Raw genomic sequence first — 22262 nt, 5'->3', positions numbered from 1 at the left:
CACCTTTCTTAGTTTGAGTACCATTTATCTTGTTTTACAGCTGTACGTTGAAGACCAAGTACTGCCAAAATCAAGAATCCAAAGGTAACGAGTTTTGTTCCAGCTTCCCCTGTTTCAGGAAGTGTTACCATTTCTCCAGCCTCGGTCTTAACAGAGACAGTTCCATCCTCATTCACTGCTCCTCCTGCCTGTGAAGCTGGAACTGAGGCTACAGAACCATCGAAGTTTTGTACGACAAGATCACTATTGTTTGTTGAGACAACTTTATAACCAGTATTTGTAACGACTGGTTGACTAGGAGTCACATTAAGTACAACTTGTTTTGTTGAAGGAGAAACGTCCCCTGGTTTAGGTGCTTCTTGAACATTTGTGTCGCTAACTTTAGGAGTTTCTTCAGATTTAGGTGACTCAACCACTTTGTTTGAAGTAGTTGCTGAAGTTGAAGCTACTTCTGTACGACTATCTGATTTATGTTCAGTAGGCGTAGAAACTCCAGTTCCAATAGTCCCGTCAAGAATGTGAGGTGTACTTGTAGCTGTTTCAGACAGTTCTGGAGAAGTTGATGATTTCTCAGAAGATGTTTTTCCTTCGCTACTTGGCAAACTCACACCTGTTCCAGATGTTCCATCAGACACCTTTGGTGTTTCTGAACTTGTTGAAGAAGATTCAGCTGAAGTTGATGAGCCACTAGGTGTTTCAGAACTTGAAGCGTTATTCCCTTCAGTTGGTGCTGGAGTTGGTGTGGCAACAGTTGACCCTTTATCATTAACAGTATTTGTTGAACTTTCACTGCTACTGCTAGTGTTATTTTCACTATTATGGTTAGCATTAGCAGTATCCGTAGCGTTAGGCTTAGTAGGAGTTTCAGTTACTGTGTGCTCTGAAGGGGTAGGTGTTTCTGATGCAGTTGAAGTTGTATCAGAAGTAGAGTTTCCTTCACTTCCTTCAGAGGTAGCTGTAGACGTTTCAGCAGTTGTACTTGCATTTTCAGAAGTTGTAGGTGTAGCCTCAGAAGTTTCTGATGTCTTCCCTTCGTCTTGACTTGGCGTAGTAACACTTGGTGTTGTAGGTGTAGATACACCAGTACCAGTAGAACCGTCAGTTACTTTAGGTGTCTCAGTTGTTACACCTTCATTTTTAGGAGTGTCGACTTTAGGTGCTTCAGCAGCTGGGACATCTGTGGTATTAGTACCGGGTGTCGCTGGTGTTGATGAAGCGGGAGGAAGAAGTGTATCGGAGTGTCCAGTCGCAACAGTAGCATTATCTGTTGGTCCAGTTGGTGCGGCAGTTTCATCTGCTGATACCCCATTATTAACCAAACCTGTTGCTACAAGGGCTGTTAAAAAAGCTCCAGATTTTAGGATCATTGAACGTTTGTTTTTATCCATGAATAAGCAATTTCCTTTCTTAAAAAATTACAATTAGATGATAGCAAAAGTCATCCCTTACTCAAACCCAGTGACACCCTATGAATACACAAAAAAAGAGCAGTATGCTCTTTTGTAATCTATTAATGAAATTTATTGTCGTCTAATTATTTAAGACCTTTTTGTTTCTAGTACGAAACGTTCAAGCTCCCCTTCAAACTTATCTAGTAATATAGTATAGGACAGAATAGATACGACAACCTCCAAATCATTAGCGAGTAACTTATTGAGAGTCGCATTTAAATGTACCAGTTGTTCGTCAGTTAAAGAGGATGCCTCATCAATAACCAAATATATAGATGTATCTTTGACTTCTACATTTAACAAAAAATCTATGAAGCTATCAAAGTCGCTAAACGATAGGTCACAATTCACTTCTTTCTTATTATTGCCATTAAAATAGATGATAAGATTATTGGTGTTTTCACTTAAATATTCAATATAATTTCTTGCGAGGTAGGTTTTTCCAGAACCAACCTTTCCCAAAATATTAGTTATCCTATTTCGTTTAGACATTATCTGGAAAATATCTAACAACGTTTCTGAGGGTTCGACTAACAATTTGCTATTATATCTCTTTATGCTAGCTTTATTATTAATATTTTTCATATTCTCTTACTCTCCTTCTCCCATTATAACACGTTTTGCGGAAGTCCTTGAAAAGCATATTAATTAAAAGCTCGTCTACGCATTGAAATCCCAATTTCTTGCCAAGATACCTCCATATCATCAGAGGGTGTGTCTCCTAATAGGAAAACGGACTTATTATGGAATAGAGCATCAAATCCAATGTCTTCATAAAAGAGTTCTTCGTCATCATATTGAAAGCCAAAATCAATGTCGAATTCATTGTTAAATATAGCACGGCAAATAAAGTACGCACCTAGACCATAATAAGTAATAGCTTCATTAGAACCTTTAGGTGTAGCTTCAAATCGATAGTACTTCTCTACTTCAATCGAGTCTTGAGCATTGACTTCAATAGGCTTAAGATAACAGTACCCACGACTAGCGAGAGCTTCATCTAATTGCTGACGTAGAGGGCTTTTTTTATGAGCGATGAGACCAGGGATGGCATCCGAGTTACTATCAATAAAGTCACACGCATTCAGAAGAATCAAGCCTTCTTGACAAAAGTTAGGACTCGTCTGTCTGTCCAGCCACTCACCTAAAAATCGGTTAATACGAGGTGTATTCATATTTTTCTCCTTTCATAGATATTTGATTCGTCTTTTCTTAAACTAAAATTAGTGTAGCACAGAGGAAATTACAAGAGCAAGCGCAGAGAGCCCTAAATTTTTAAAAGTCATTTAAAATGAACTATTTTTTAGACGTTGCTTTATCAACTTCAAGGTTTACTTGATAAATTCCTTTTTCTTCATTGAAGGAAAGATAAGCGTAAGCATCGAATGGGCCATATTTACCTTCGATGTTCTTGATAAGGTTTGTTCGTCCTTTATCAGATAAAAGGTCACTGATTTGTTTCTTGGTGAGTGTTTTTTTCTTGTCTTTAATAAAACCTACAGTGATCCAGAAGTTAAAGCTACAAACAGGTGTTGCACCTGCTTCTCTTTCTTCTTTTGATAAGATATTATCCTCACACTGAGCCACTTTTGATTTTCCTAGTACTTTGACGGCCTTTCCACATAAAGGACAGTTACCAAGCTTACCATCAGCTTTTGCTACTGCTTGCTCGATAAAGTCTTGGAAAGGAGTGTAATCAGTTCTATCGACAGCATTAACCAGATTTTCGATGAGGTTGTTGTGAGGATTCTCAATACCTAGATACCTATAGATATTTCTCAGGAATTTCTCTTGTGTATTGGTCCCTTCAGCAATTTTACTGAGCGATTGCTCCCATATTGCAGTTGTTTCTGGTTGAGATAAGACACGTTCATCTTTAAGCGTCTCACAGATCAACCAACCAAGTTCAGATAAATAGATTTTTCCTTGTTTGACTATCACCCACTTATTAACTACGATTTCATCAAGAATTGCTCCCCTAGTTGCTGCGGTACCTAACCCTTTGATTTGTTTCATGATAGCGATAAGCTCCTCATCCTCTAGGTCCCGACCAGCAGTTCTCATTGCTCGAAGCCAGGTACTATTCGTGTGGCGAGGCGGTTTTTTAACATGTCTCTCCGCTGGCACTAGGTGCGAAGTGACAGTATCGTTAGTTTGAACTTTAATAAGCTCCCTCGCCTCACTTTCTTTTATCACTCCATCAAGCAGACTCGCACTATCTTGGAATAGAACTTGCCAACCAGGGTTTTTAGGGACTTGTCCTACCGTTTTAAACCGTCCAGCACCTACCTGAGTAATGATTGTCGTCTGTTCATACTGGTATTTCGGGAAAAACATAGTTAGTGTTCTTCTGATAACTGCTTTGTAGACAATCTTCAGTGCATCAGGAAGGGCTTCTACTTCTTCTTCAGTGGGTATTAAGGTAGTTGGAACTACTGCTGAGTGGTTTGCAGCTTTCTTGTCATTTACAAAAAAGCCATCTGGACGATCTGGATATACTAAATCTTCTTCACTGAAACCAACTAATCGAGCTAATGCTGGTGCTTCTTGCTTCAAAGTCTCATAGCGTTCCCTAGAAATGTAAAAAGACGAAGATCTTGGATATGTAATTAGTTTTCTCACCTCATATAATTCTTGGCAAGGTCCTTCTAAAACTTCTTTTGGTGTCATTCCTAAAATTCTTCCTAATTCCTCTTGTATCGAGTCAAGGAAATAAAGCCTTGGTGGTCGTTTTTCTTTTAGTTCAACCTCATGTTCAACGATAACTCCTTTGTTACTATCTCCAATAATTTTTGGATTCTGAATTAGCTTTTCCCAATCTTCTCTAGTAGGACAGTCGCCTTCCCAAGGTTCACCCTTCTTGTCACCTTTAGAGTACGGAATATCAAGAGGAACATAATTACCCTTGTAGATGCCATTAGGATGTTCAAAGGTTGCTTCTAATTCCCAATAAGTTGTTGGAACGAAATCTCGGATGGCTAATTCTCTTAAATAGATCAAAAATAGAGCTACGGTTTTGATTCTTCCAACTGCAATCTTACCGTCCTTACCAGACCTATCCAATTTCAATCCTATCTTATCTTCTAATAGGAGACTTAAAGCACGGGAAGCGTTCATCCCAAGAAGCCAGTCAGCAATAGCTCGCGTTTGGGCTTCAATAGCTTGCAAAACACGATAGTCTATCTCACGTAGTTTTTTCACTCCTTCTTGAATCTTTGTTGGTGTTAATTCATCAACCCAAAGAGACTTGATCATTTTCTTTGGACCTTCCTGGTCTAAAATACCAGTCATAAGGCTAATACTATATGCAATATGACTACCTTCACGGTCTATATCAGTAGCCCAAACAATCATCCTAGATTTCTCAAAGAAATCCTTAACCTTCTTGTACTGCCATTCCTTCTGTGTCATAACCTTATATTCAAATTTTTCAGGAATAATAGGTAAGGTGTCCAAACGCCACTCTTTCCAATCAGCTTTATAGTCTTCTGGTTCTTTTAACTCTAGCATATGTCCTTGAGCCCAGATAATCGTGATCAACTCGCCATTGTGGTAAGCAGCATTTTTAAATTGAATATAACCTTGTTTTTTATATTTTTCATCTAGTTGAGTTGCAGAAAGTGTATTATCTGCAGCAAGGGCCATATAGTAGGCTATTCCTTGGTCTCTTTTTTCTGCTAAGTATGTAATCATAAGCGAATTCTATCATAAAGAAATTCCCCTTTATAACCCAGTGACATGGGGTGATTTAGTGAAAAGACACCAAAAAAAGCCGAGGCATAAGCTTCAGCTTTTATAGTCTCAATTCATCAGTTAATACGACATTGATAGGTTCTTCAGTATCTTTACGATACCTCTTCAAACATACTAGTGAAACAACTACCGAAAGTAATATCAATAAGACACCACAAACAACCATTGCAAAAACCTGTTCAGGACGAGTGCCATAGTTCTCAGTATAGTTCAATAGTGATGCACTACTTTCCATTTTTTGAATAACATTGGGAACAAAGTTCCAGGATACAATTGTAAAGACTGCTAAAAAGAGTAACATTCCGAACGCCCAACTTAGAACGTAACGTTGCTGACGAGTCATAAAGTCACGCTGGTTGTATTCTTCAACACATAGTCCCTTATATTGTCCATCCTTAGAAAAGAAACGTGGATCTTCACCGTTTTTTATTCGTTGAATATCACTTAGAATTTCAGCACTTAGGTGTCTAGCTGGTAACTCTTGAGCTAGTTTACTTTGTTCTTCGATATCTAACTCAGAAACCTCATCAGTATATTTTAAAAGAAATTCCTTAGTCTGTCCGTCATATAATCTAACCAATTTTCTTAAAAGACGCTTTGTTTCTTTTTCCATGATCCCTCATCTCCAATCGTTCTTTAATCATATTCTCTTATTATCACTAATTCTTTAATCCTTGTGCTATGGCACTATTATATCAAGGATTAAGAAGATATGCACTTACACAGGGACAAAAATTCCTATTAGAGTTAAATATATAAAGAAAGGCTCCATCTCATGATGAAGCTAAACAAGATATGTATGACACATTGACTACTTCTAGTCATGGCCATGTTCAGCATGGTCAGCTTCAGCTACTCCATGAACTGATGTTACTTCTATTTGAGTTGTTCCCATAACGTAATTCCCACAGAAATAAAGTTTTGCTCCGTCTGGGTTAGCAACCTCAAGGACAAACTGACGAACATTGTCCGCTTTAGCTTTAAATACTTGCGTTTTAGCATCAGAGTACTTATAACCTAGCATAAATTTCGCTACAAGCTCATACTGCATCTTGGTTCCAGTAATCGTTAAGTGATTTTGATAATCTGGCTTAACATCGGTTACGTTCTGAACAGTCTCAACATAAGAACACATTTCTTTCAGTGCATTCTTTACAGTTTGAGTATCAGCATCATCTGCAGGTGTTTGTGTTTCTAAGGTCGCAAGTGCCTCTTTACGCCATCTCTCATACTTATCTTCTTTTGGAATGTCTTCCGAGGATGAATCTTCAATCACCTGTTCGGTGCTAGGCGGTGTTGCTTTTTTCTTAGGTTCATTCTTCTTCATTAACGCAGAGACCAAGAACATGACTCCAAGAGCGAGGAAAATGACCACTAAAATAATAATGTACTTAGAATCTTTTTTCATATGCCCAGTATAGCATCATTTATATAAGAGAAAAAGGGAGTGACACCCCCCTTTTTTGTTTCACAGTAATACCTAAAATGATTTATCTAAATTGGAGATATTTTTCATCCAACGACACTTTGATTTCATTGAATTCATGATTTGGATCATAAACTGTTAAATTTAATTCTTTAGTTGTCCCTTCTCTCCACTCAGTGATGACTGCATAATGCGTGCTAAAAAATACCTTACCATTCTTGTTACAAGCTACAATAGTCATGGGCACATATCTTAGATAATAATTGGTAGTATTCTCAAATGCACCAGAACAATTCAATTCATCACTATTTTCGCTACTTTTACTAATTGTAAAGTTGTTCCCTTTAAAAATTTTTTTAAGTTCTTGGATTATTTCTTTTGTTTGCTTTACTTTTATTCCTATGTCTAGTATATCACGTAAGTTCCTAGTATCCTGGACAGGTATCTTCTTTCTTGAATGAATATCAAGTATCAATTCATATCTCTTTCTTCTGTACTCAACCCAACGATCAGAAGAGAAATGATCATTTTCCTTCGATGTTAATTCTTTTGAATCCTCAAGAACATTTATATATTCAATAGCTAATTTCTTGAGTTTGTTATCCTTAAAAGTTCTTTCCTTATATCTTCCAACTTCCGATAACTCAAATTGTGTGGCCTTTTCATAGTACGCCCTAGTATCCTCGTAATTTGATGCGGCATCCTCCCACCGTTTATCTAACCCTTTAGCTAAGGAATTGATGAAGTCATTATCATAGGTTATTGCCTTATTAACTGCAGAACTGCATAAAAACAATGAAACAACCATCAGAACCGCAAAAAGTATTTTTTTAGGCATAACCATACCCTCCTAATTTCATTCCCACCACTATTATAACATTTAAACGATTTCAACTCGAAAGAATCCTAGTATGAAATAAGCGTTGTTTATATCACCTATGATACCTCTCAAAAATCAAAGAGCCAAGAAAAATATTAACTCTTGAAATGATAGTACTACTTTAGTTCCCGAAGCAAAGCCATTGTTGATTGACGAATTGCTGATGCCGTCTCATTGGAATTACTAGCTTCTGTTGTTCTAAAAGCAAAATCATCAAAAATCTGTGTATCAAGATTGAAAGTATCCTGATATACCTTCTTATTAACATCCCTGTAATGAACTGTAATTTCAGAGCATCCCTTAAAGTCTTTATCAATCGTTGATGTTATCTTTTGTCCTGGGGCTAGCATATTGTTAACTAAAGATTGAAAATGGTACCTGTTTATTTCTCCCAGTTCACCATTTACTGAAATAGAGGTAATATATGCAGGACTATTCCCGAAATTTTTTATGACATAAACCTTGTCCTGACTTTTTACAGAAAATGCATCGACAAAAATATTAACATAAGGTCTAGCCATATCTTCAGCAGATTGTCTAGTTAAATTATTTGCAACATTTGTTTGCCTAATAGCTTTTACAGATAAGTAAATTCCAATAATACTAGTTAGAGTTGAAGCTCCGATAGATATTAGCTGTATTAAATCAGATATGGACATAAATACAAACCTCATTTTTGCTTAATATTATATGTTATAATAAGAACAATTACCACTACTATTATAGGGGTTATACTTCTGAATACATTAGGATCTGTTAGCAGTTTTTTATAAAAAGGAGACATACTTATGAGCTTTGACAGCCTGGTACAACAAATAAACGAACTAGCTGAAACACAACGTGATAGAGGAACATACTTTGAATATCTTGCACGAGCTTATTTTCAAAATGAACCCACATATCAAAATGAATTTAAAAATATATGGATGCTAGCTGACGTTCCAGAAAAGCATGGTATTCCTAAAACAGATATTGGTGTTGATTTGGTCGCTGAAACCTTTACTGGCGAATTAGTTGCTATACAGGCAAAATTCTATGATCGTGCGATTCAAAAATCAAATATTGATTCATTTCTAAGTGAACTAGGTAAAAATTACTATAAATCAGGCATTATTGTCGCCTCTACTGATAAATGGGGGAAAAATGCTGAAAAAGCTCTCGCAGACAGAAGCGATGTCGTTCGTATTGGGCTTTCAGACCTTCGTAATTCTCGTATTGACTGGGATAAATTTTCCTTTGAGCGTCCTGATGAGGTAACTGTCAAAGCTAAAAAGAAACCTAGATATTATCAAAAAGAAGTCATCGAGAAGGCTCTGACCTATTTCAAAGAAAATGACCGCGGTCAGCTAATTATGGCACCAGGTACTGGGAAAACTTTTACGAGCCTAAAAGTTGCTGAAGCTATGGCTAAGGAGTCTGATAAAGAACAATATGTCGTTCTTTATCTTGTTCCTAGTATTCAACTATTAACCCAGACACTTAGAGGCTGGAATAACGATACTGATATGACAATGTCATCTATGGCTGTTACCAGCGATAGAAATGCCAGCCGTAGTTCTGTGAAACAAGATGAATCTAATATCCAAGTTAAGGCTAGTGATATTGGTTATCCAGCAACCACATCACCAGAAAAAGTACTTAGTAACTATCGAGAACTAATGGCGAAGCCTAAGAAAGAACTTCTAGTTGTATTTGGAACTTATCAATCTATCGATGTTTTGGGTAAAGCTCAAAAGGAAGGATTCCCAGAATTTGACTTGATTATTGCTGATGAAGCTCACAGGACTACTGGTGCAAAGGCTTTAGGTGAGGAAGATTCTTCATTTACAAAAGTACACAGTAATTCAAATGTAAAAGGTTATAAACGACTTTATCAAACAGCAACCCCTAAGCTATACGGAACAGAAGCTAGAAAAAAGGCTGAGAGCAACTCGATTGTAGTATCAAGCATGGACGATGAAAACCTTTATGGGAAAGTATTTTATCGCTTAGGCTTTGGAGATGCCATCAGTCACGATATTTTGACTGACTATAAACTCATGGTACTAGCTGTTGATGAAACAATCGTTCAAAAAGATATGCAAAAATCACTTTCCGATCCGGAAAATGGACTAAATATTGATGATGTTGGTCGTATTATAGGTGTCTGGAATGGTATGATTAAACGTGAAAGCTTTACAGATAAGGTTTCTGGAGAGCCAATGAAACGTGCAATTGCATTCTCGCGTACAATTAAAGATAGTCAACGTCTTTCTGAACAATTTGAGAATGTCGTAAATGATTACCTTGATAGTGATAAAGGTTATTCTGTAAATGTGCGACATGTTGATGGTAGTATGAATGCCCTTCAGAAAAACGAAGCTTTAGACTGGCTAGCAAGCGATGATATCCCTGAAGATTCGGCCCGTATTCTTTCAAATGTTCGTTTCTTAACAGAAGGAATTGACGTTCCTAACTTAGATGCCATTGTCTTTCTATCACCTCGTAAATCTCAGGTCGACATCGTACAAGCAGTTGGCCGAATCATCCGGAAGTCTGAAGGAAAAGAATATGGTTATATTATCCTTCCTATCGTTGTTCCAGCAGGTGAGACTCCGGAAACTATTCTAGATAATAACAAATCCTACGACGTTGTCTGGCAAGTATTAAATGCACTACGTTCCGTTGACGAGCGATTTGAAGCAACAGTTAATAAACTTGAGCTAAATAAAAAGAAACCTAAAAACATCCAAGTTATTGGAGTAGGTGGTGCACCAGATGACCCAACGTTACATGCAAACGGAGATTATGAAGAACAACCTTTCAAACCTTACCAAACTGAACTAGAGTTAGAATGGGAGGCTGTCGAAGGAGCTATCTATGGTAAGATCGTTCAAAAAGTTGGTGATAGACGCTATCTTGAAGATTGGTCCAAAGATGTTGCTGAGATTGCTAGACGTCATATTCAAGGAATTGAGATTATCCTAAAACAGAATCAAGAAAGTAAAGTTGCATTTGATAAGTTCTTACGTAGTTTACAACATAACATCAATGAGTCTATCAACCAAGATCAAGCAATTGAAATGCTGGCACAGCATTTGATAACTTTACCAATTTTTGACACATTATTTGGAGAATATGGCTTTGTAAATAACAATCCCGTAAGTTCTGCAATGGAACAAATAATCGAGGAACTTTCTCAATATGGGTTTGAGAAAGAGCAAAAAGAACTTCAACCATTCTACGATTCTGTTCGCTTACGGGCTGAAGGAATTGATAATGCACAAGCCAAACAAAAAATCATCATTACACTCTACGATAAGTTTTTCTCTACTGGTTTCAAATCCACAACTGAACGTCTAGGTATTGTCTTTACTCCTGTTGAGGTCGTAGACTTTATAGTTAAATCCGTGGATGTGGTCTTGAGAAAGCACTTCGGTAAAACTTTAGCGAGTGAAAATGTTCATATTTTGGATCCGTTTACTGGAACTGGAACATTTATCACTAGAACATTGCATTACTTGAAATCGCTGATGGATAATGGTGAAATTACCTTTGATGACATTCTAAGAAAATATACACAAGAACTTCATGCTAATGAAATTGTTCTTCTAAGCTATTACATTGCTGCTATTAATATTGAAGCTGTATTTGATGAAATTAATGGTGATGAACCGTATACACCATTTGAAGGTATTGTTTTAACGGACACTTTTGAATCATCAGAAACAGAAGATACGCTTGATGACTCCTTCTTTGGTACCAATGATAAACGCTTAAAACGCCAGCAAGAAAAACCAATTACTGCTATCATTGGAAATCCACCTTATTCTATTGGGCAAGGTAGTCAGAACGATAATAACCAAAATATTTCTTATCCTAAATTAGAAAATCGTATATCAGAGACGTATGCAAATATAAGTGTTTCAAACTCTGTCAAAGGATTATATGACAGCTATATAAAAGCTTTCCGTTGGGCATCAGATCGTCTTAAAAATCAAGGAGTGATTGGATTTGTTACAAATGGTAACTATCTTAATACCAATTCAGCAGATGGCTTGCGTGCAGGGCTTTATGAAGAATTTAATCATCTTTATATCTTTAATCTCCGTGGTGACCAAAGAACATTAGGAGAACAATCCCGAAGAGAAGGCGGGAAAATCTTTGGTTCGGGTAGTCGTACTCCGGTTGCAATTTCAATTCTAGTAAAAGATGGCTCAGATAGTCACGAACTTCACTATCATGATATTGGTGATTATTTATCACAATTGGTCTGTTTATTTACAATGGAGTAAACATACTCATTTTTTAGTGTTCTCAACATCTCATCTGTTGTCTCAGAAATATTGAAAACATCTTCTATACAAAGATAGAGACCTACTGGTTTCTTATACTGATTGCCATATTTAAATAACTTCCTAAATATAACGTCTATAAGCTTAGTAATATAAGAATTTTCGTCACTTAATTTGTTAAGAAGCTTTAAAGTCATGCTGGTTTGAACTTTATTGTTTAGGAGGTTAAGTATTTCGTTAAGTGTATCAATGGATTGCTTGAATGCGAGTATCTCGTCGTCTTCGTAAAATACAGGTATCGGAATGTTGCCTCCTAGTTCAGTATTATGTCCTTTATAGTAAATTTCAAACTCGCTTAAGCAATGACTCGAAAATTTCAAACTAAGTTGCCCAAAATTTTTTTTAACTAAGTCTACTAAAGTCTTCTCGACAAACTGATAATTTTCGTATTTCTGTATGTTTAACTCATACTCCGTAACATAACCAGTTAAAAATGGTGCCCCAAACATCAATGCACAAATACTTCTATGTGTTGCATCAGAAAAATAACAGTCAATTCCTAAATCTTTATTATAAAAATGTATAAATTTAGGGAGTCCAGCTCGTAAACCCTTCTCAGAATCGCTTTCATAAAAATTATATTGAAACTCCAAGCCATTCTTTTTTAAAGAATCAATATTTTCCATTATGCGAGTATATTTAACAATACATTCTGATTTTGAGTTCAAAGGCGAATCGCTAGCAATTGAAGTAAAACAATCATATACACTTCTTCCCACAATATTCCATGCAGTATCCAGCCCCTTTAACTTAGATAAAGGGACTTTTTGTATTCCTTTCTTACACTTCTTCTCAAAAAAGTTATAATAAAAATCTACCGCTTCAAATCGCCTTTCTTTCATCTTTTCGATATGTTGCTGACTAATCCCCTGACTAGTCAGAATATGATTTAATTCTTTAATCGTAACCATATTCTACCTCCAACTATCAATCTTATTTAAAGTCCTAGAGTACAGCATCTAACTTCCCTCAATCGGAGTTTTCTCAACAATAGTATACCCATTTTTCTTGTATTGTGCTATCCAATTGATAAGCAATCCTCGATTTGAGAGGCCATAGTCCAGACAAACACTTTGTTGAGAACAACCTTCAAGCATAACTTTATCAATCATTTCTCGTTTTAATTTAGGAGAATAGTAACGATTCTTTCCCTTTTTGACGATGTTTATTCCATAACGGTCAATTAATTTCACCATGTACTTTAGACCAGAAACGTTCACCCCAAATTCATTTGAAAGCTGTTTAAAGCTCTCTCCTTGCTTTCTCAGTTCATAGATAAGAACTTTATCCTCATAAGTCAATTTCATAATAAAAACACCCCAAAAGTTAGATTTTTCTGTCTAACTTCTGGGGTACAGTTCAGTATTGGAGATTTTCTTATATTATTCTCTTTTTCATTTTGATATCACTAATGAGCCCGAAAGGTTCAATCATTAGGTACTGATTCAAACCTCCACGAAACTCCGTCCCTAGTGTATTCGTTACTTCTATTCTCAGTTCATTCTCCCCATCTCTAAATAAGCCAGATACATCAAAACGGTAAGGCGGAGCAATATTAACACCGGCTGACACGTCATTAACAAATACTTCTGCTATTTCAAAGGTAGGCCCTAACTCAATTTCTATGATATCATTAGCTTGATTTAGGGTAAGGCTAGTGCTGTAAGAAACTGTTCCACTCACTCTCTCGAAATCTTCTAAGTTACTTAGTGGTTGTAATTTATCCATTTTAGTAATTTCTTGAAACTCTGGGTATCCCTCCGCACGTGCAAAACCTACCGTCCATTCGGAATGAATCACCTCTTCATGAACTTTTTCTTGTATTAAACTCATAGGTTCCTTAGTATCTCCAAATACCCAAATAATCGTTTGGTAAGGTTCAAGAACAAGATGATTTTTTTCTACAACCCAATAAGTATCCTTATAAGCATCATATGCAATAGGCTGTCGTGCCTCATTGGAAAATGAAATAGTGACATCTACAGTTTCTGAAACACTCTCATTGAAAAACATCCAGTAATCTATTCCATCCTTTTGGTAGTGATAATAAACTAGTTCAGAAAATGGAATATCTAAGTGAATATCTGCTATATCATTTAATTTTGATGCTAACTCTTCAAGTTTCACAAGCTCCGGTGCATTTCTAAATTCACTACGATTTATAGGAAACTGGTTTATGAAAATCACTCTAATACCATTATCAATCATCTTATTAAACTCATGCATGACGGACTTTGGAATATACTCTGCAAAAGGTACTACTAGAACATTAAAATGATGTTGATTGATGCTAAATTTTTTGTCGCTAAATTCGGCATTCTTCAGTAAGTCTGTGCTAACAATTGAAAAATCGAGTTGTGATTGTGTTAGTAATCTTGCCGGAATTTCAATAGGCATTGATTCCCCTACCCATTCAAATTCTGCTGGATAGAAAAGAGCTATTGAGGACTGATGTCTCCCCCTTGAGAATACTGACATCAATCGGTTCATATAATCTGAAAGATTACTCATATACCTAAATTGTGGGTTATTGCCTCGTGCATAAAAGTGAGGTGGACAATCAAAGTCTGGATATTCCTTTGGACTGAAAGCATGAGGTACAATATTATTTATCCCTCTAACAATTAAGTGATCAGCTATCCATTTCATAATTTTTAGACCCTCATTCCAACCGTAGGCCCCAAAAGCTTCACACATAGCCCGTCCTTTTTTGTGCGGATAAAGCTCTGCAGCAGATGCCCCAAGCTTAGCAAGTGCATAGTGATAAAATTGCCCGTCACTACCTCCCGTTTGAAAGGCATCATGATGATAATTCATTCCAGGAACTATCTGAGTACCAATTACATCTATACCTGAATAGTGCTGTGCCTCTTGTCCTCGGAAATAATGACCAGCCCCATAACCTAGCCGAGCATGTGCGCCATTATCTTCAATATTATGTCCGAGGTAATTTACTCCGTGATCATAACACCAATCTGCCAGAACTTTCACAAAGTTCTTATTATATTCTTTTGTAATTACGTTCATATAGTCATAACGAACTTCTCGCTCACTCATATCTACTGCAGGAATCCATAACAAAGGCAATTTTGATTTAGGGAAGCTTAACAGTTTTTCCAAACCAGGTCGCCATGGTAGAACTATGTCGGGATTCCCTATCCTTATATTTGTACCTTTAGCATTACCAAAACGGGGCTCGTCTGAAAAGAAAGCAGTGATAGTCTTTCCAAAAGAAGTACCTACATGTTCAAAATGTTTTTCATATACCTCATCTACTAACACTTGTGTTGCATCAGCTACAAGTGGATTTAGATAGTCTTTTGTTGATTCCTCACCACCTTCATGTGTTGAAAAGACAACTAAAACACTCCAATGTCCTTTAGGAACATCAAGATAAATCGTATCCCCTTTGAAAGAATCAGAGATTTCGACTAATGTATCCATTTGAATGGGGTCACCCTTCTTATTTAATCCAGCATGTCTCTCAACTAAATAAACTCCAAGAATATCAATAATTTCAGTCTGTCCACTCTCCCATGGACGTCCTTTTAATTGGGAAGCATCAATTCTAGCGTGTTTTAAAGGGCCAGCAATATCATATCTCCTTAATGCTAAATATTGTTTTAAATACTCTGGATGTTCTTTCTTGATTTTTCCATTAGCAAAACCAGTAGGGAAATGAGAATCATCAAGAATCCATACTTTCATTTTACGTTTTTGACATTCTCTTATAATGATATCTAGGTCTTGCCACCATTTCTCGCCCACAAAATCTGGATGAGGTCGAGATTCTACACATACGGCTTTCATTCCAGACTGGTAGATTTTTTCAACATATTCAACTAATACTTTCTCGTCTTCTCCATGTTGCCAGAAGAAAGGGAATAAATGATTTTCCATATTATTTTCCTCGCTATACTTTCATATTCAAAGTTCATAAAACGATAAAATCTCACTCCTATAACTATATAAGAGCAAGATTTTCATTATTATTTTATTTCCCTTCGCCAGTTCCAAAAATGAAATTCATAACAATTGGTCCTACAAAAGCAACTACTGATGCCACGAGGAAGGCAAACATACTTGAGAGTTTACCATCTGGTGCAATGAATAATGGGATTGCCATAACACCACCATTACCAAAATTGTAGATAAGTGAACCTGTTGCAGCCATAATAGCACCTGCAACTCCTCCACTTATCCAAGCATAAATGAACTGACGTCTAACAGGTAGTGCAATAGAATAAATAATTGGTTCAGTAACACCAAGGAGTCCTGTCAAACCTACTGAGAAACCTAGTGTACGTTGTTTTGTGCTTTTTGTTTTCAATGCATATCCAATTGCAGCACCTGCCAAAGCCATGACTGTTACTTGGAAAACAGCATTGATTGGATCGTGACCTAAGTTTGTAATGTTATTAATAAGAACTGGAATAAAAGCATAGTGAAGTCCAAAAACAACAATTACTTGCCAGAAGGCACCGCCAATGATACCAAAGAGAATAGGATTGAAATGGTAAATAGCCATGACTGCTGCAGCAAGTACATCAGAAAGCCATGTCATCACTGGTCCTACCAACAAAAATACTAATGGTGTTGCAATAAGAACTGTTAAAAATGGTGCAAACATTAATTTCAAAACATCTGGAAGAACCTTACGGAAGAAGGTCTCTAGTTTTGCTGCAATATATGATGACAACATTGCAGGGAAAAGAGACTGCGTATAATTAACCATTACAATTGGGATTCCAAAGAAGGTTAATGCTGTGTGATCTGTATAAGCAGAAACTATTGTTGGATAAACCAAACCAGCTGCTAACACTGCACCAACAAATGGACTTCCTCCAAATTGTTTACTTGCGTTAAAACCAACCCAAATTGGTAGGAAGTAGAAGAAACCTTGAGCAACAGCGTACCAAATCTGATAAGCTCCATCCGCTTCTTTTAACCAACCCAAAGCTAAAGCTAAGGCTAACAGTCCTTTCATAATACCTGCAGCACCCATAACACCAAATGTTGGTGTCATGATACCGACAATAGCTTTAAAGAATCGATTAAATACGTTAGTCTCTTTTTCTTGTTCGACTTCTGTATCGACCTCAGGTGTTCCCATAGCCGTTAAAAATTCTTTATGGACATCTGGTACACTCATACCAATAATGATTTGATATTGACCACCTGAAAAGACTGAACCAGCAACCTTATCTAAATTATCGATACTTTTCTTATCAACCAGACTTTCATCTTTCAAAACTAATCGAAGTCTTGTTGCACAATGAGAAGCTTTAGAAACATTTTCTTTACCTCCAACTGCTTTTAGTATATCAGATACCATTTGTTCGTATGCCATAGTATTCTCCTTTTTTATTTGCTTACTTCTTAATAATAAGTAGTGCATCCCTTGTGAATCGATGCATTGAGACACGTGTAATATTCATATCGTCTAGGTAGATAGCGTCTGGAAACATTTTTTCTTTGTTTTCTAAATCTATATACATCATCCGTTTTGATGTGTAATTCCCTTCCAATTTTATTGTGATATTTGAAGGTATATAAAGTATGATATAGTTTTCATTTTTGGAAACACGTATTTCACTTGTATCATTCTTGAGTAACTCCTGCAAAGGGACCATATCAAATAAATCATAACTTTCTATAACTTCTTTGATGTAAGCATAGTCCCAAGCTCCTTTGAAATGCAACGCATCTCTCCAATCATACGGTGTTTCAAAAGCTTCACCAATATTCGTATCAAATCCTAACTCGCTCTCATGCCATGACCAAATACCATGTGCTCCATAAGTAACTCCACTAAATGCTCCTGATAGGACACTTTGCCAAGCAGCTTTGCGAACATCTTCTCTAGAAAATCGGCCATAAACTTTGCGACTATATCCCATCATCTCGTAACAAGGTTCTGAGTTTAATAGGGGACGCTTAGGTTCTTTTTGGTAAAAAGCTTCTGCTAACTCATATGACATTGATTGGAAATCACTATTATGGCCCGATTGATACATGTAAAAATCTAGATTTGAATTTTCTTTGAGTACACTCGGAATATCATTCTCTCTTCCTCTGATATGAAGAGTTGTTAGAGCATTAGGATTGTTTTTCTTTACCCTGTTTAGAGCTACATTATAGTACTCTTCTATAACTTCGGAAGTTTGAAAATCAGTATCACCACTAATCACATAGATAGGTTCATATTGATCATATAGGCCCATCATCTTATCTACATAGTCAAGAATCATATCCTTGGGAAGCTGTCCAGGCTGTTTAACAGGCATCTGACTCGCCCATGTATCTGGAATATAATTTGACCAAAGTAAAACCAAGGCAATTGTTAACCCTTTCTCAGTTGCTTTTGCAATCATTCGACCCGCACGTTCGAAATATTGCTCATTATAACTATTAAAATCGAAGGATCCATCTTGATTAACTTTAAAAGGAACAATGTCTAAATCGGTTTGACTGGCATCCCATTGTTGCAACATATTAACCTGTAAAACATTAAATCCTTGTGCTTTTCGATAGTCAATATAGTATTCCCAATCTTTCTCTTCGATATTTGTAAATGCTGACCAACAAGTATCTGCTAGATAAAAGAAGGGAGTACCATTTTTCTCGAAGTACCTTTTGTTTTCTGAAACTTGGAACATTTTAAACCTTTCCATTACTATCATTTTTTAGTGTAGTAAATTTTTCTTTTTTCTTCTTTTACACTAACTATTGTAGCGCTTTCATTTTCGTAATTAAATAACCATTCTTTATGTAATTACTATCACTTTTTTAGATTAAATTGGAGTGTCTAGTTTCAAATCTGTTTCCAAAATAAAAAATGAACCTCATACTTTGAGATTCATTCTATATCACTCATCAATTGGGTTAATAAAACCTCGTCTTCGACTTTTTATAGGTGCTAACCACTCCAAAAATAAGTCTACCCATTTATAGACCTGAGCATTTTGACTACTTTCTTTTACTCCTGTTCTTAAGTCTCCCAATACAAGACCATGTTTCCCCTTATTAAATATATGCAGTTCGTAGGGAACTCCTACTCTTACCAACTCACTACAGTAACGTAAGGCATTTTCTGCAGGAACGAGTTTATCCTCCATCGTATGCCATACAAAGCTTGGTGGAGTCTTTTTACTAACATTCTTTATCGGATTCACTTTGTCGAGTTCCTCTTGAGTTGGAAACTCCTTACCTGTTGCAGCATAGGCAACTTTATTAAATATCGAAAGATCCGCATTAGGGTAAACATCAAAAGCTGCATAAGATAGCAATAAGTGAGTTGGACGTATTAATTCTGCCTCCTTAGCTACCAAATCTAGAAGCCACTCTTTATCCCAATATACTCCCAACTGACCAGCAATGTTACCTCCAGCTGAAAAACCGGCAACAACTACATAGTCCAAATCTACACGGTAGGTCATCGCATTTTCTTTAATGTCTGCAACAGTTTTTGATAAAACTACAAGAGAGTTTGGAAAGGCACTACTTGGATTTTGAGGTAAATCCTCAATTTTATCAGGAGCCATCTTCTTTAAGCCCTCTGTAGCATAATGAACTACAATAACATGGAACCCCTCTGCTAAAAAGCGAAGTGCGACAGCTTCGTCCTCACGAAATGATGTCCAAAAGAACGCACCTCCTGGACAAATCACAATAACTGGATAAACTCTTGCTCTATCAATTTCTCCATTTGCTTCTTGTAAATAATATTTCGCATAAGACCCGTTTTTGTCTAATTGTTTTTCAAAATATTTCATTGTTCTCTCCTAGCCAGATATTTATATTTTATCTAAAGTTTATTTTCAAGTATCAATTTTCTATAATAGTACCAATAAGTAAAATATATACTATATTAGTAATTATAACGCTTACATGCTATAATAAAAATATCGTTTTATCATGAATTTAATACCATTTTTTTGGAAGTGATTATATGAATTTTGAAACTTTAGAACAAAAACTTTATGAGTTAACAGATAGCGAAAAAAGATATCAAAAAAAGGAATATTTGGACTACAGACAGTCTTCTTCATCTGTTTATATAGATAATACCGAAGTATTCCAATTTTATATGAAAGATATGATAAGAGGTTCAAATAATTCCCAATACCACATCCGTAAACAAAGCCGCTTTGCACCCGTACCAGATCATATTACGGATGTTATAGAGTTAAACTATATTTATCATGGAAAATGCACACATTACGTCAATGGTAAAAAAATCACTTTATCTGAAGGTGATTTAATTCTTATAGATACACAAGCAACTCATAAGGTTGATAGTACAGATTATGCTGATATCATCATCAGTATCAACATTGAACAAAACTTCTTTAAAAAACATTTTTTTAATCATCTACAGAATCAGTCAGCATTAACAAAATTTCTTTTTCAAGCTATTAGTGACACTAACAATCATAATCAGTTTTTACTCTTTCACTGTAAGGAATCACAAAACCTAAAACTATTATTTCAACAACTTTTGTTTGAGGTATTCGAACCTAAGTTTCTGGATGAGGATTACAAAAATCATCTCTTACAACTAATATTTTTGGAGCTTATTCGTTCATTTTCAATCGAATCAAATCTTATAAACCAAAATTCCCACAAAAAACAATTAACCTTAGAAATATTAGCCTATATAGAAGACAACTATACTCACGCTACATTGGATAGCTGTGCCCTACAGTTTGGATATAACGCTAGTTACTTCAGCTCTCTTGTCAAAGAATACACAGGAGAAACGTTTATTAAGCTACTCCAAAAAAAACGCCTAGAGTCTACTCTACCTGCTCTTCTTCATTCCAAAAGCTCTATCAGAGATATCGCCCTAGAAGCAGGATTTTCAAACTTAAATCATTACTACTCACTCTTCAGAAAATCCTACGGAATGACTCCTGCAACCTATCGACAAGAACAAAATAGCATTGACTGAAGTAATCAAAAACACTTTAAATTTTATTTCATTAGTAAAAAGTCTCAACGTGATTAGTTACGAATAAAAGCATCTATTGCCTAGTTCAGCGTACAACTTTAATCCAAACAGAAAAAAATGTAAGAATTACTCTTACATTTATTATGAAGGGGTAGTTTGAAATCTATTACTATAATGAACAAAATTTCGGAAAGAACAACAAGTTTCATACTTATTACGTTCCGATAGATTTTATTCTAAAACGAAAAAATTAATATTTCTATTCTTAGTTTTGTACAAAATTTATCAATACAAATCTGAATAGAAGAATAAATAAAAACACAGCAAGAAAGAAGAATATCGTATTCTTAACTCTTCGTTGTATCATATTTTTTCCATTCATATTATTTCACCTCCTTTTTTTCATTTTCAATTATATTATGTCAGAAAAAATTATTTTTCAGTTAAATTTTTTTGAGCAAGAAAGAAGAAAATCGTACTCTTACCTTCCTGCTGTATTTTATTCTTTAAAATTTATATTATTTGACCTCCTTTTGACTTTACAAATACATTATGTCAGAAAAAATTATTTTTTATTGAAATTTTTTGAACCATAAAAATCAACATTCTTGTTCCGTTCGAAATATTAATAATTCAATAATATATTTTTATGTATTACTAGTAACTATTAAGAACTCAGAAAAGGAGTCCCACTTTGGGACTCCTTATTCCAATATATACATAACTATGTTTATGTAAAAATTATCATTTTAATTACTAACTACTATGTCTTCCTTTTGGTCTATTCTTTAGACGGCGCTCCACCTTTTTGTGTCCTAGGATCAATCACCATACCAACTTGTGGTTGGGTATCTCCTAGAATAATCGACGCTGGACTCAAGAAATCACCGTACTGGAAGACTTTCGTTTTCCGACGTTCAAAGTGAATATGTGGTCCAGTAGCTGCTCCCGTTTGTCCAACATATCCGATAAGTTGGCCTTTTTTGACCTTATCCCCTTTCTTAACAAGAGGAACATCACGCATATGTCCATAATAGATAATAGTGCCATCTGGAAGAGTATGCATCACGTGGTTACCGTCAATATTCATCGCTTCTTCATTGACCTCTACTACTTCTCCGTCTGTAACAGCGTAAATTGGAGAGCCTTCTGGTGCTGCAAGGTCCATTCCTGTGTGTCCTGAACCCGCATTTGGTCCACCTGCATTAGCTGCTGCACCGAAAAGTTGGGTAATGGTATAAGGAACATCGAGTGGCTGACCAGTATCAGTGCTGAGATTACTACTATCGCTGTCACCACACGTATCTGCATCTACTTCCTCCTTGTCATCATCCTTATCCTTCTTGTCTTTCGGACGATAGACATAGACTTTTCCGTAGTCCATAGTGATACGGTCTCGATATTGGCCATAATTATTCTCAGCAATCCCGTCGGTTGATGGAGAACATTGGATAATATTCTCCTT

Annotated in this window: 15 protein-coding genes and 2 pseudogenes; 2 read left to right on the top strand and 15 right to left on the bottom strand. The window is 36.0% G+C overall.

The genetic code is table 11. The annotated features are described in order from the left end of the window. Nucleotides 1-8: 8 nt before the first annotated feature. From O3670_RS07975 to O3670_RS07940, 8 genes are all read right to left on the bottom strand, one after another. Complete coding sequence (locus O3670_RS07975; RefSeq protein WP_371595970.1) at nt 9-1388, bottom strand: hypothetical protein; 1380 nt, start codon at nt 1386-1388, stop codon at nt 9-11. Nucleotides 1389-1538: 150 nt separating this feature from the next. Continuing rightward, nucleotides 1539-2036, bottom strand: coding sequence for an AAA family ATPase (locus O3670_RS07970; protein WP_371595969.1), 498 nt, complete (start codon nt 2034-2036; stop codon nt 1539-1541). A 59-nt stretch (nt 2037-2095) separates the two neighbouring features. Then, nucleotides 2096-2626, bottom strand: a complete 531-nt coding sequence (locus O3670_RS07965; RefSeq protein ID WP_371595968.1) for a hypothetical protein — start codon at nt 2624-2626, stop codon at nt 2096-2098. A 121-nt stretch (nt 2627-2747) separates the two neighbouring features. Continuing rightward, complete coding sequence (locus O3670_RS07960) at nt 2748-5144, bottom strand: DNA topoisomerase (RefSeq protein ID WP_371595967.1); 2397 nt, start codon at nt 5142-5144, stop codon at nt 2748-2750. Nucleotides 5145-5244: 100 nt separating this feature from the next. Beyond that, nucleotides 5245-5817, bottom strand: coding sequence for a hypothetical protein (locus O3670_RS07955; protein WP_371595966.1), 573 nt, complete (start codon nt 5815-5817; stop codon nt 5245-5247). Nucleotides 5818-6021: 204 nt separating this feature from the next. Continuing rightward, complete coding sequence (locus tag O3670_RS07950; RefSeq protein ID WP_270617666.1) at nt 6022-6612, bottom strand: hypothetical protein; 591 nt, start codon at nt 6610-6612, stop codon at nt 6022-6024. Between the two features lie 82 nt (nt 6613-6694). Further along, the gene (locus tag O3670_RS07945; RefSeq protein WP_371595965.1) at nt 6695-7468 is read right to left on the bottom strand and encodes a hypothetical protein; all 774 of its coding nucleotides are present in this window, start codon (nt 7466-7468) and stop codon (nt 6695-6697) included. 158 nt (nt 7469-7626) lie between these two features. Then, entirely contained in the window at nt 7627-8169 is a 543-nt protein-coding gene (locus tag O3670_RS07940) for a DUF8453 domain-containing protein (RefSeq protein WP_270617668.1), read from the bottom strand. A gap of 129 nt (nt 8170-8298) precedes the next feature. Here O3670_RS07940 and O3670_RS07935 point away from each other — a divergent pair. Then, nucleotides 8299-11757, top strand: a pseudogene (locus O3670_RS07935) (restriction endonuclease); the annotation flags it as partial. On the opposite strand, the gene O3670_RS07930 reads toward O3670_RS07935, so the two are convergent. From O3670_RS07930 to O3670_RS07905, 6 genes and pseudogenes are all read right to left on the bottom strand, one after another. After that, the gene (locus tag O3670_RS07930; protein WP_371595964.1) at nt 11745-12755 is read right to left on the bottom strand and encodes a hypothetical protein; all 1011 of its coding nucleotides are present in this window, start codon (nt 12753-12755) and stop codon (nt 11745-11747) included. The pseudogene O3670_RS07935 and the gene O3670_RS07930 sit on opposite strands and share 13 nt — an antisense overlap. Nucleotides 12756-12821: 66 nt before the next feature. Then, nucleotides 12822-13151, bottom strand: a pseudogene (locus O3670_RS07925) (transposase); the annotation flags it as partial. 70 nt (nt 13152-13221) lie between these two features. Further along, entirely contained in the window at nt 13222-15744 is a 2523-nt protein-coding gene (locus O3670_RS07920; RefSeq protein ID WP_371595963.1) for a glycosylhydrolase-like jelly roll fold domain-containing protein, read from the bottom strand. A 94-nt stretch (nt 15745-15838) separates the two neighbouring features. Next, nucleotides 15839-17194 carry a PTS transporter subunit EIIC gene (locus O3670_RS07915; RefSeq protein ID WP_371595962.1) on the bottom strand — a complete coding sequence of 452 codons (1356 nt, stop codon included), beginning with the start codon at nt 17192-17194 and terminating at the stop codon, nt 15839-15841. Nucleotides 17195-17216: 22 nt separating this feature from the next. Beyond that, nucleotides 17217-18518 carry a glycoside hydrolase family 140 protein gene (locus O3670_RS07910; protein WP_371595961.1) on the bottom strand — a complete coding sequence of 434 codons (1302 nt, stop codon included), beginning with the start codon at nt 18516-18518 and terminating at the stop codon, nt 17217-17219. A 195-nt stretch (nt 18519-18713) separates the two neighbouring features. After that, a complete protein-coding gene (locus O3670_RS07905) occupies nt 18714-19619 on the bottom strand; it encodes an alpha/beta hydrolase (protein ID WP_371595960.1) in 906 nt (301 codons plus the stop codon). A 176-nt stretch (nt 19620-19795) separates the two neighbouring features. On the opposite strand from O3670_RS07905, the gene O3670_RS07900 reads away from it, so the two are divergent. After that, the gene (locus O3670_RS07900) at nt 19796-20797 is read left to right on the top strand and encodes an AraC family transcriptional regulator (RefSeq protein ID WP_371595959.1); all 1002 of its coding nucleotides are present in this window, start codon (nt 19796-19798) and stop codon (nt 20795-20797) included. A 781-nt stretch (nt 20798-21578) separates the two neighbouring features. On the opposite strand, the gene O3670_RS07895 is transcribed toward O3670_RS07900, so the two are convergent. Then, nucleotides 21579-22262, bottom strand: a 684-nt coding sequence (locus O3670_RS07895; protein ID WP_371595958.1) for a M23 family metallopeptidase, incomplete at its 5' end; no start/stop codon positions are given.

Origin of the sequence: Streptococcus sp. 27098_8_74, assembly GCF_041431705.1 — a bacterium.
In the GTDB taxonomy this organism is placed as follows: domain Bacteria; phylum Bacillota; class Bacilli; order Lactobacillales; family Streptococcaceae; genus Streptococcus; species Streptococcus salivarius_E.
This window is presented reverse-complemented; position numbering and strand designations above follow the sequence as displayed.

Bases quoted from the DNA above. Each gene is read 5' to 3' on its own strand.
- O3670_RS07975 (WP_371595970.1), bottom strand. From the start codon at position 1,388: ATGGATAAAAACAAACGTTCAATGATCCTAAAATCTGGAGCTTTTTTA.
- O3670_RS07970 (WP_371595969.1), bottom strand. From the start codon at position 2,036: ATGAAAAATATTAATAATAAAGCTAGCATAAAGAGATATAATAGCAAA.
- O3670_RS07965 (WP_371595968.1), bottom strand. From the start codon at position 2,626: ATGAATACACCTCGTATTAACCGATTTTTAGGTGAGTGGCTGGACAGA.
- O3670_RS07960 (WP_371595967.1), bottom strand. From the start codon at position 5,144: ATGATTACATACTTAGCAGAAAAAAGAGACCAAGGAATAGCCTACTAT.
- O3670_RS07955 (WP_371595966.1), bottom strand. From the start codon at position 5,817: ATGGAAAAAGAAACAAAGCGTCTTTTAAGAAAATTGGTTAGATTATAT.
- O3670_RS07950 (WP_270617666.1), bottom strand. From the start codon at position 6,612: ATGAAAAAAGATTCTAAGTACATTATTATTTTAGTGGTCATTTTCCTC.
- O3670_RS07945 (WP_371595965.1), bottom strand. From the start codon at position 7,468: ATGCCTAAAAAAATACTTTTTGCGGTTCTGATGGTTGTTTCATTGTTT.
- O3670_RS07940 (WP_270617668.1), bottom strand. From the start codon at position 8,169: ATGTCCATATCTGATTTAATACAGCTAATATCTATCGGAGCTTCAACT.
- O3670_RS07930 (WP_371595964.1), bottom strand. From the start codon at position 12,755: ATGGTTACGATTAAAGAATTAAATCATATTCTGACTAGTCAGGGGATT.
- O3670_RS07920 (WP_371595963.1), bottom strand. From the start codon at position 15,744: ATGGAAAATCATTTATTCCCTTTCTTCTGGCAACATGGAGAAGACGAG.
- O3670_RS07915 (WP_371595962.1), bottom strand. From the start codon at position 17,194: ATGGCATACGAACAAATGGTATCTGATATACTAAAAGCAGTTGGAGGT.
- O3670_RS07910 (WP_371595961.1), bottom strand. From the start codon at position 18,518: ATGGAAAGGTTTAAAATGTTCCAAGTTTCAGAAAACAAAAGGTACTTC.
- O3670_RS07905 (WP_371595960.1), bottom strand. From the start codon at position 19,619: ATGAAATATTTTGAAAAACAATTAGACAAAAACGGGTCTTATGCGAAA.
- O3670_RS07900 (WP_371595959.1), top strand. From the start codon at position 19,796: ATGAATTTTGAAACTTTAGAACAAAAACTTTATGAGTTAACAGATAGC.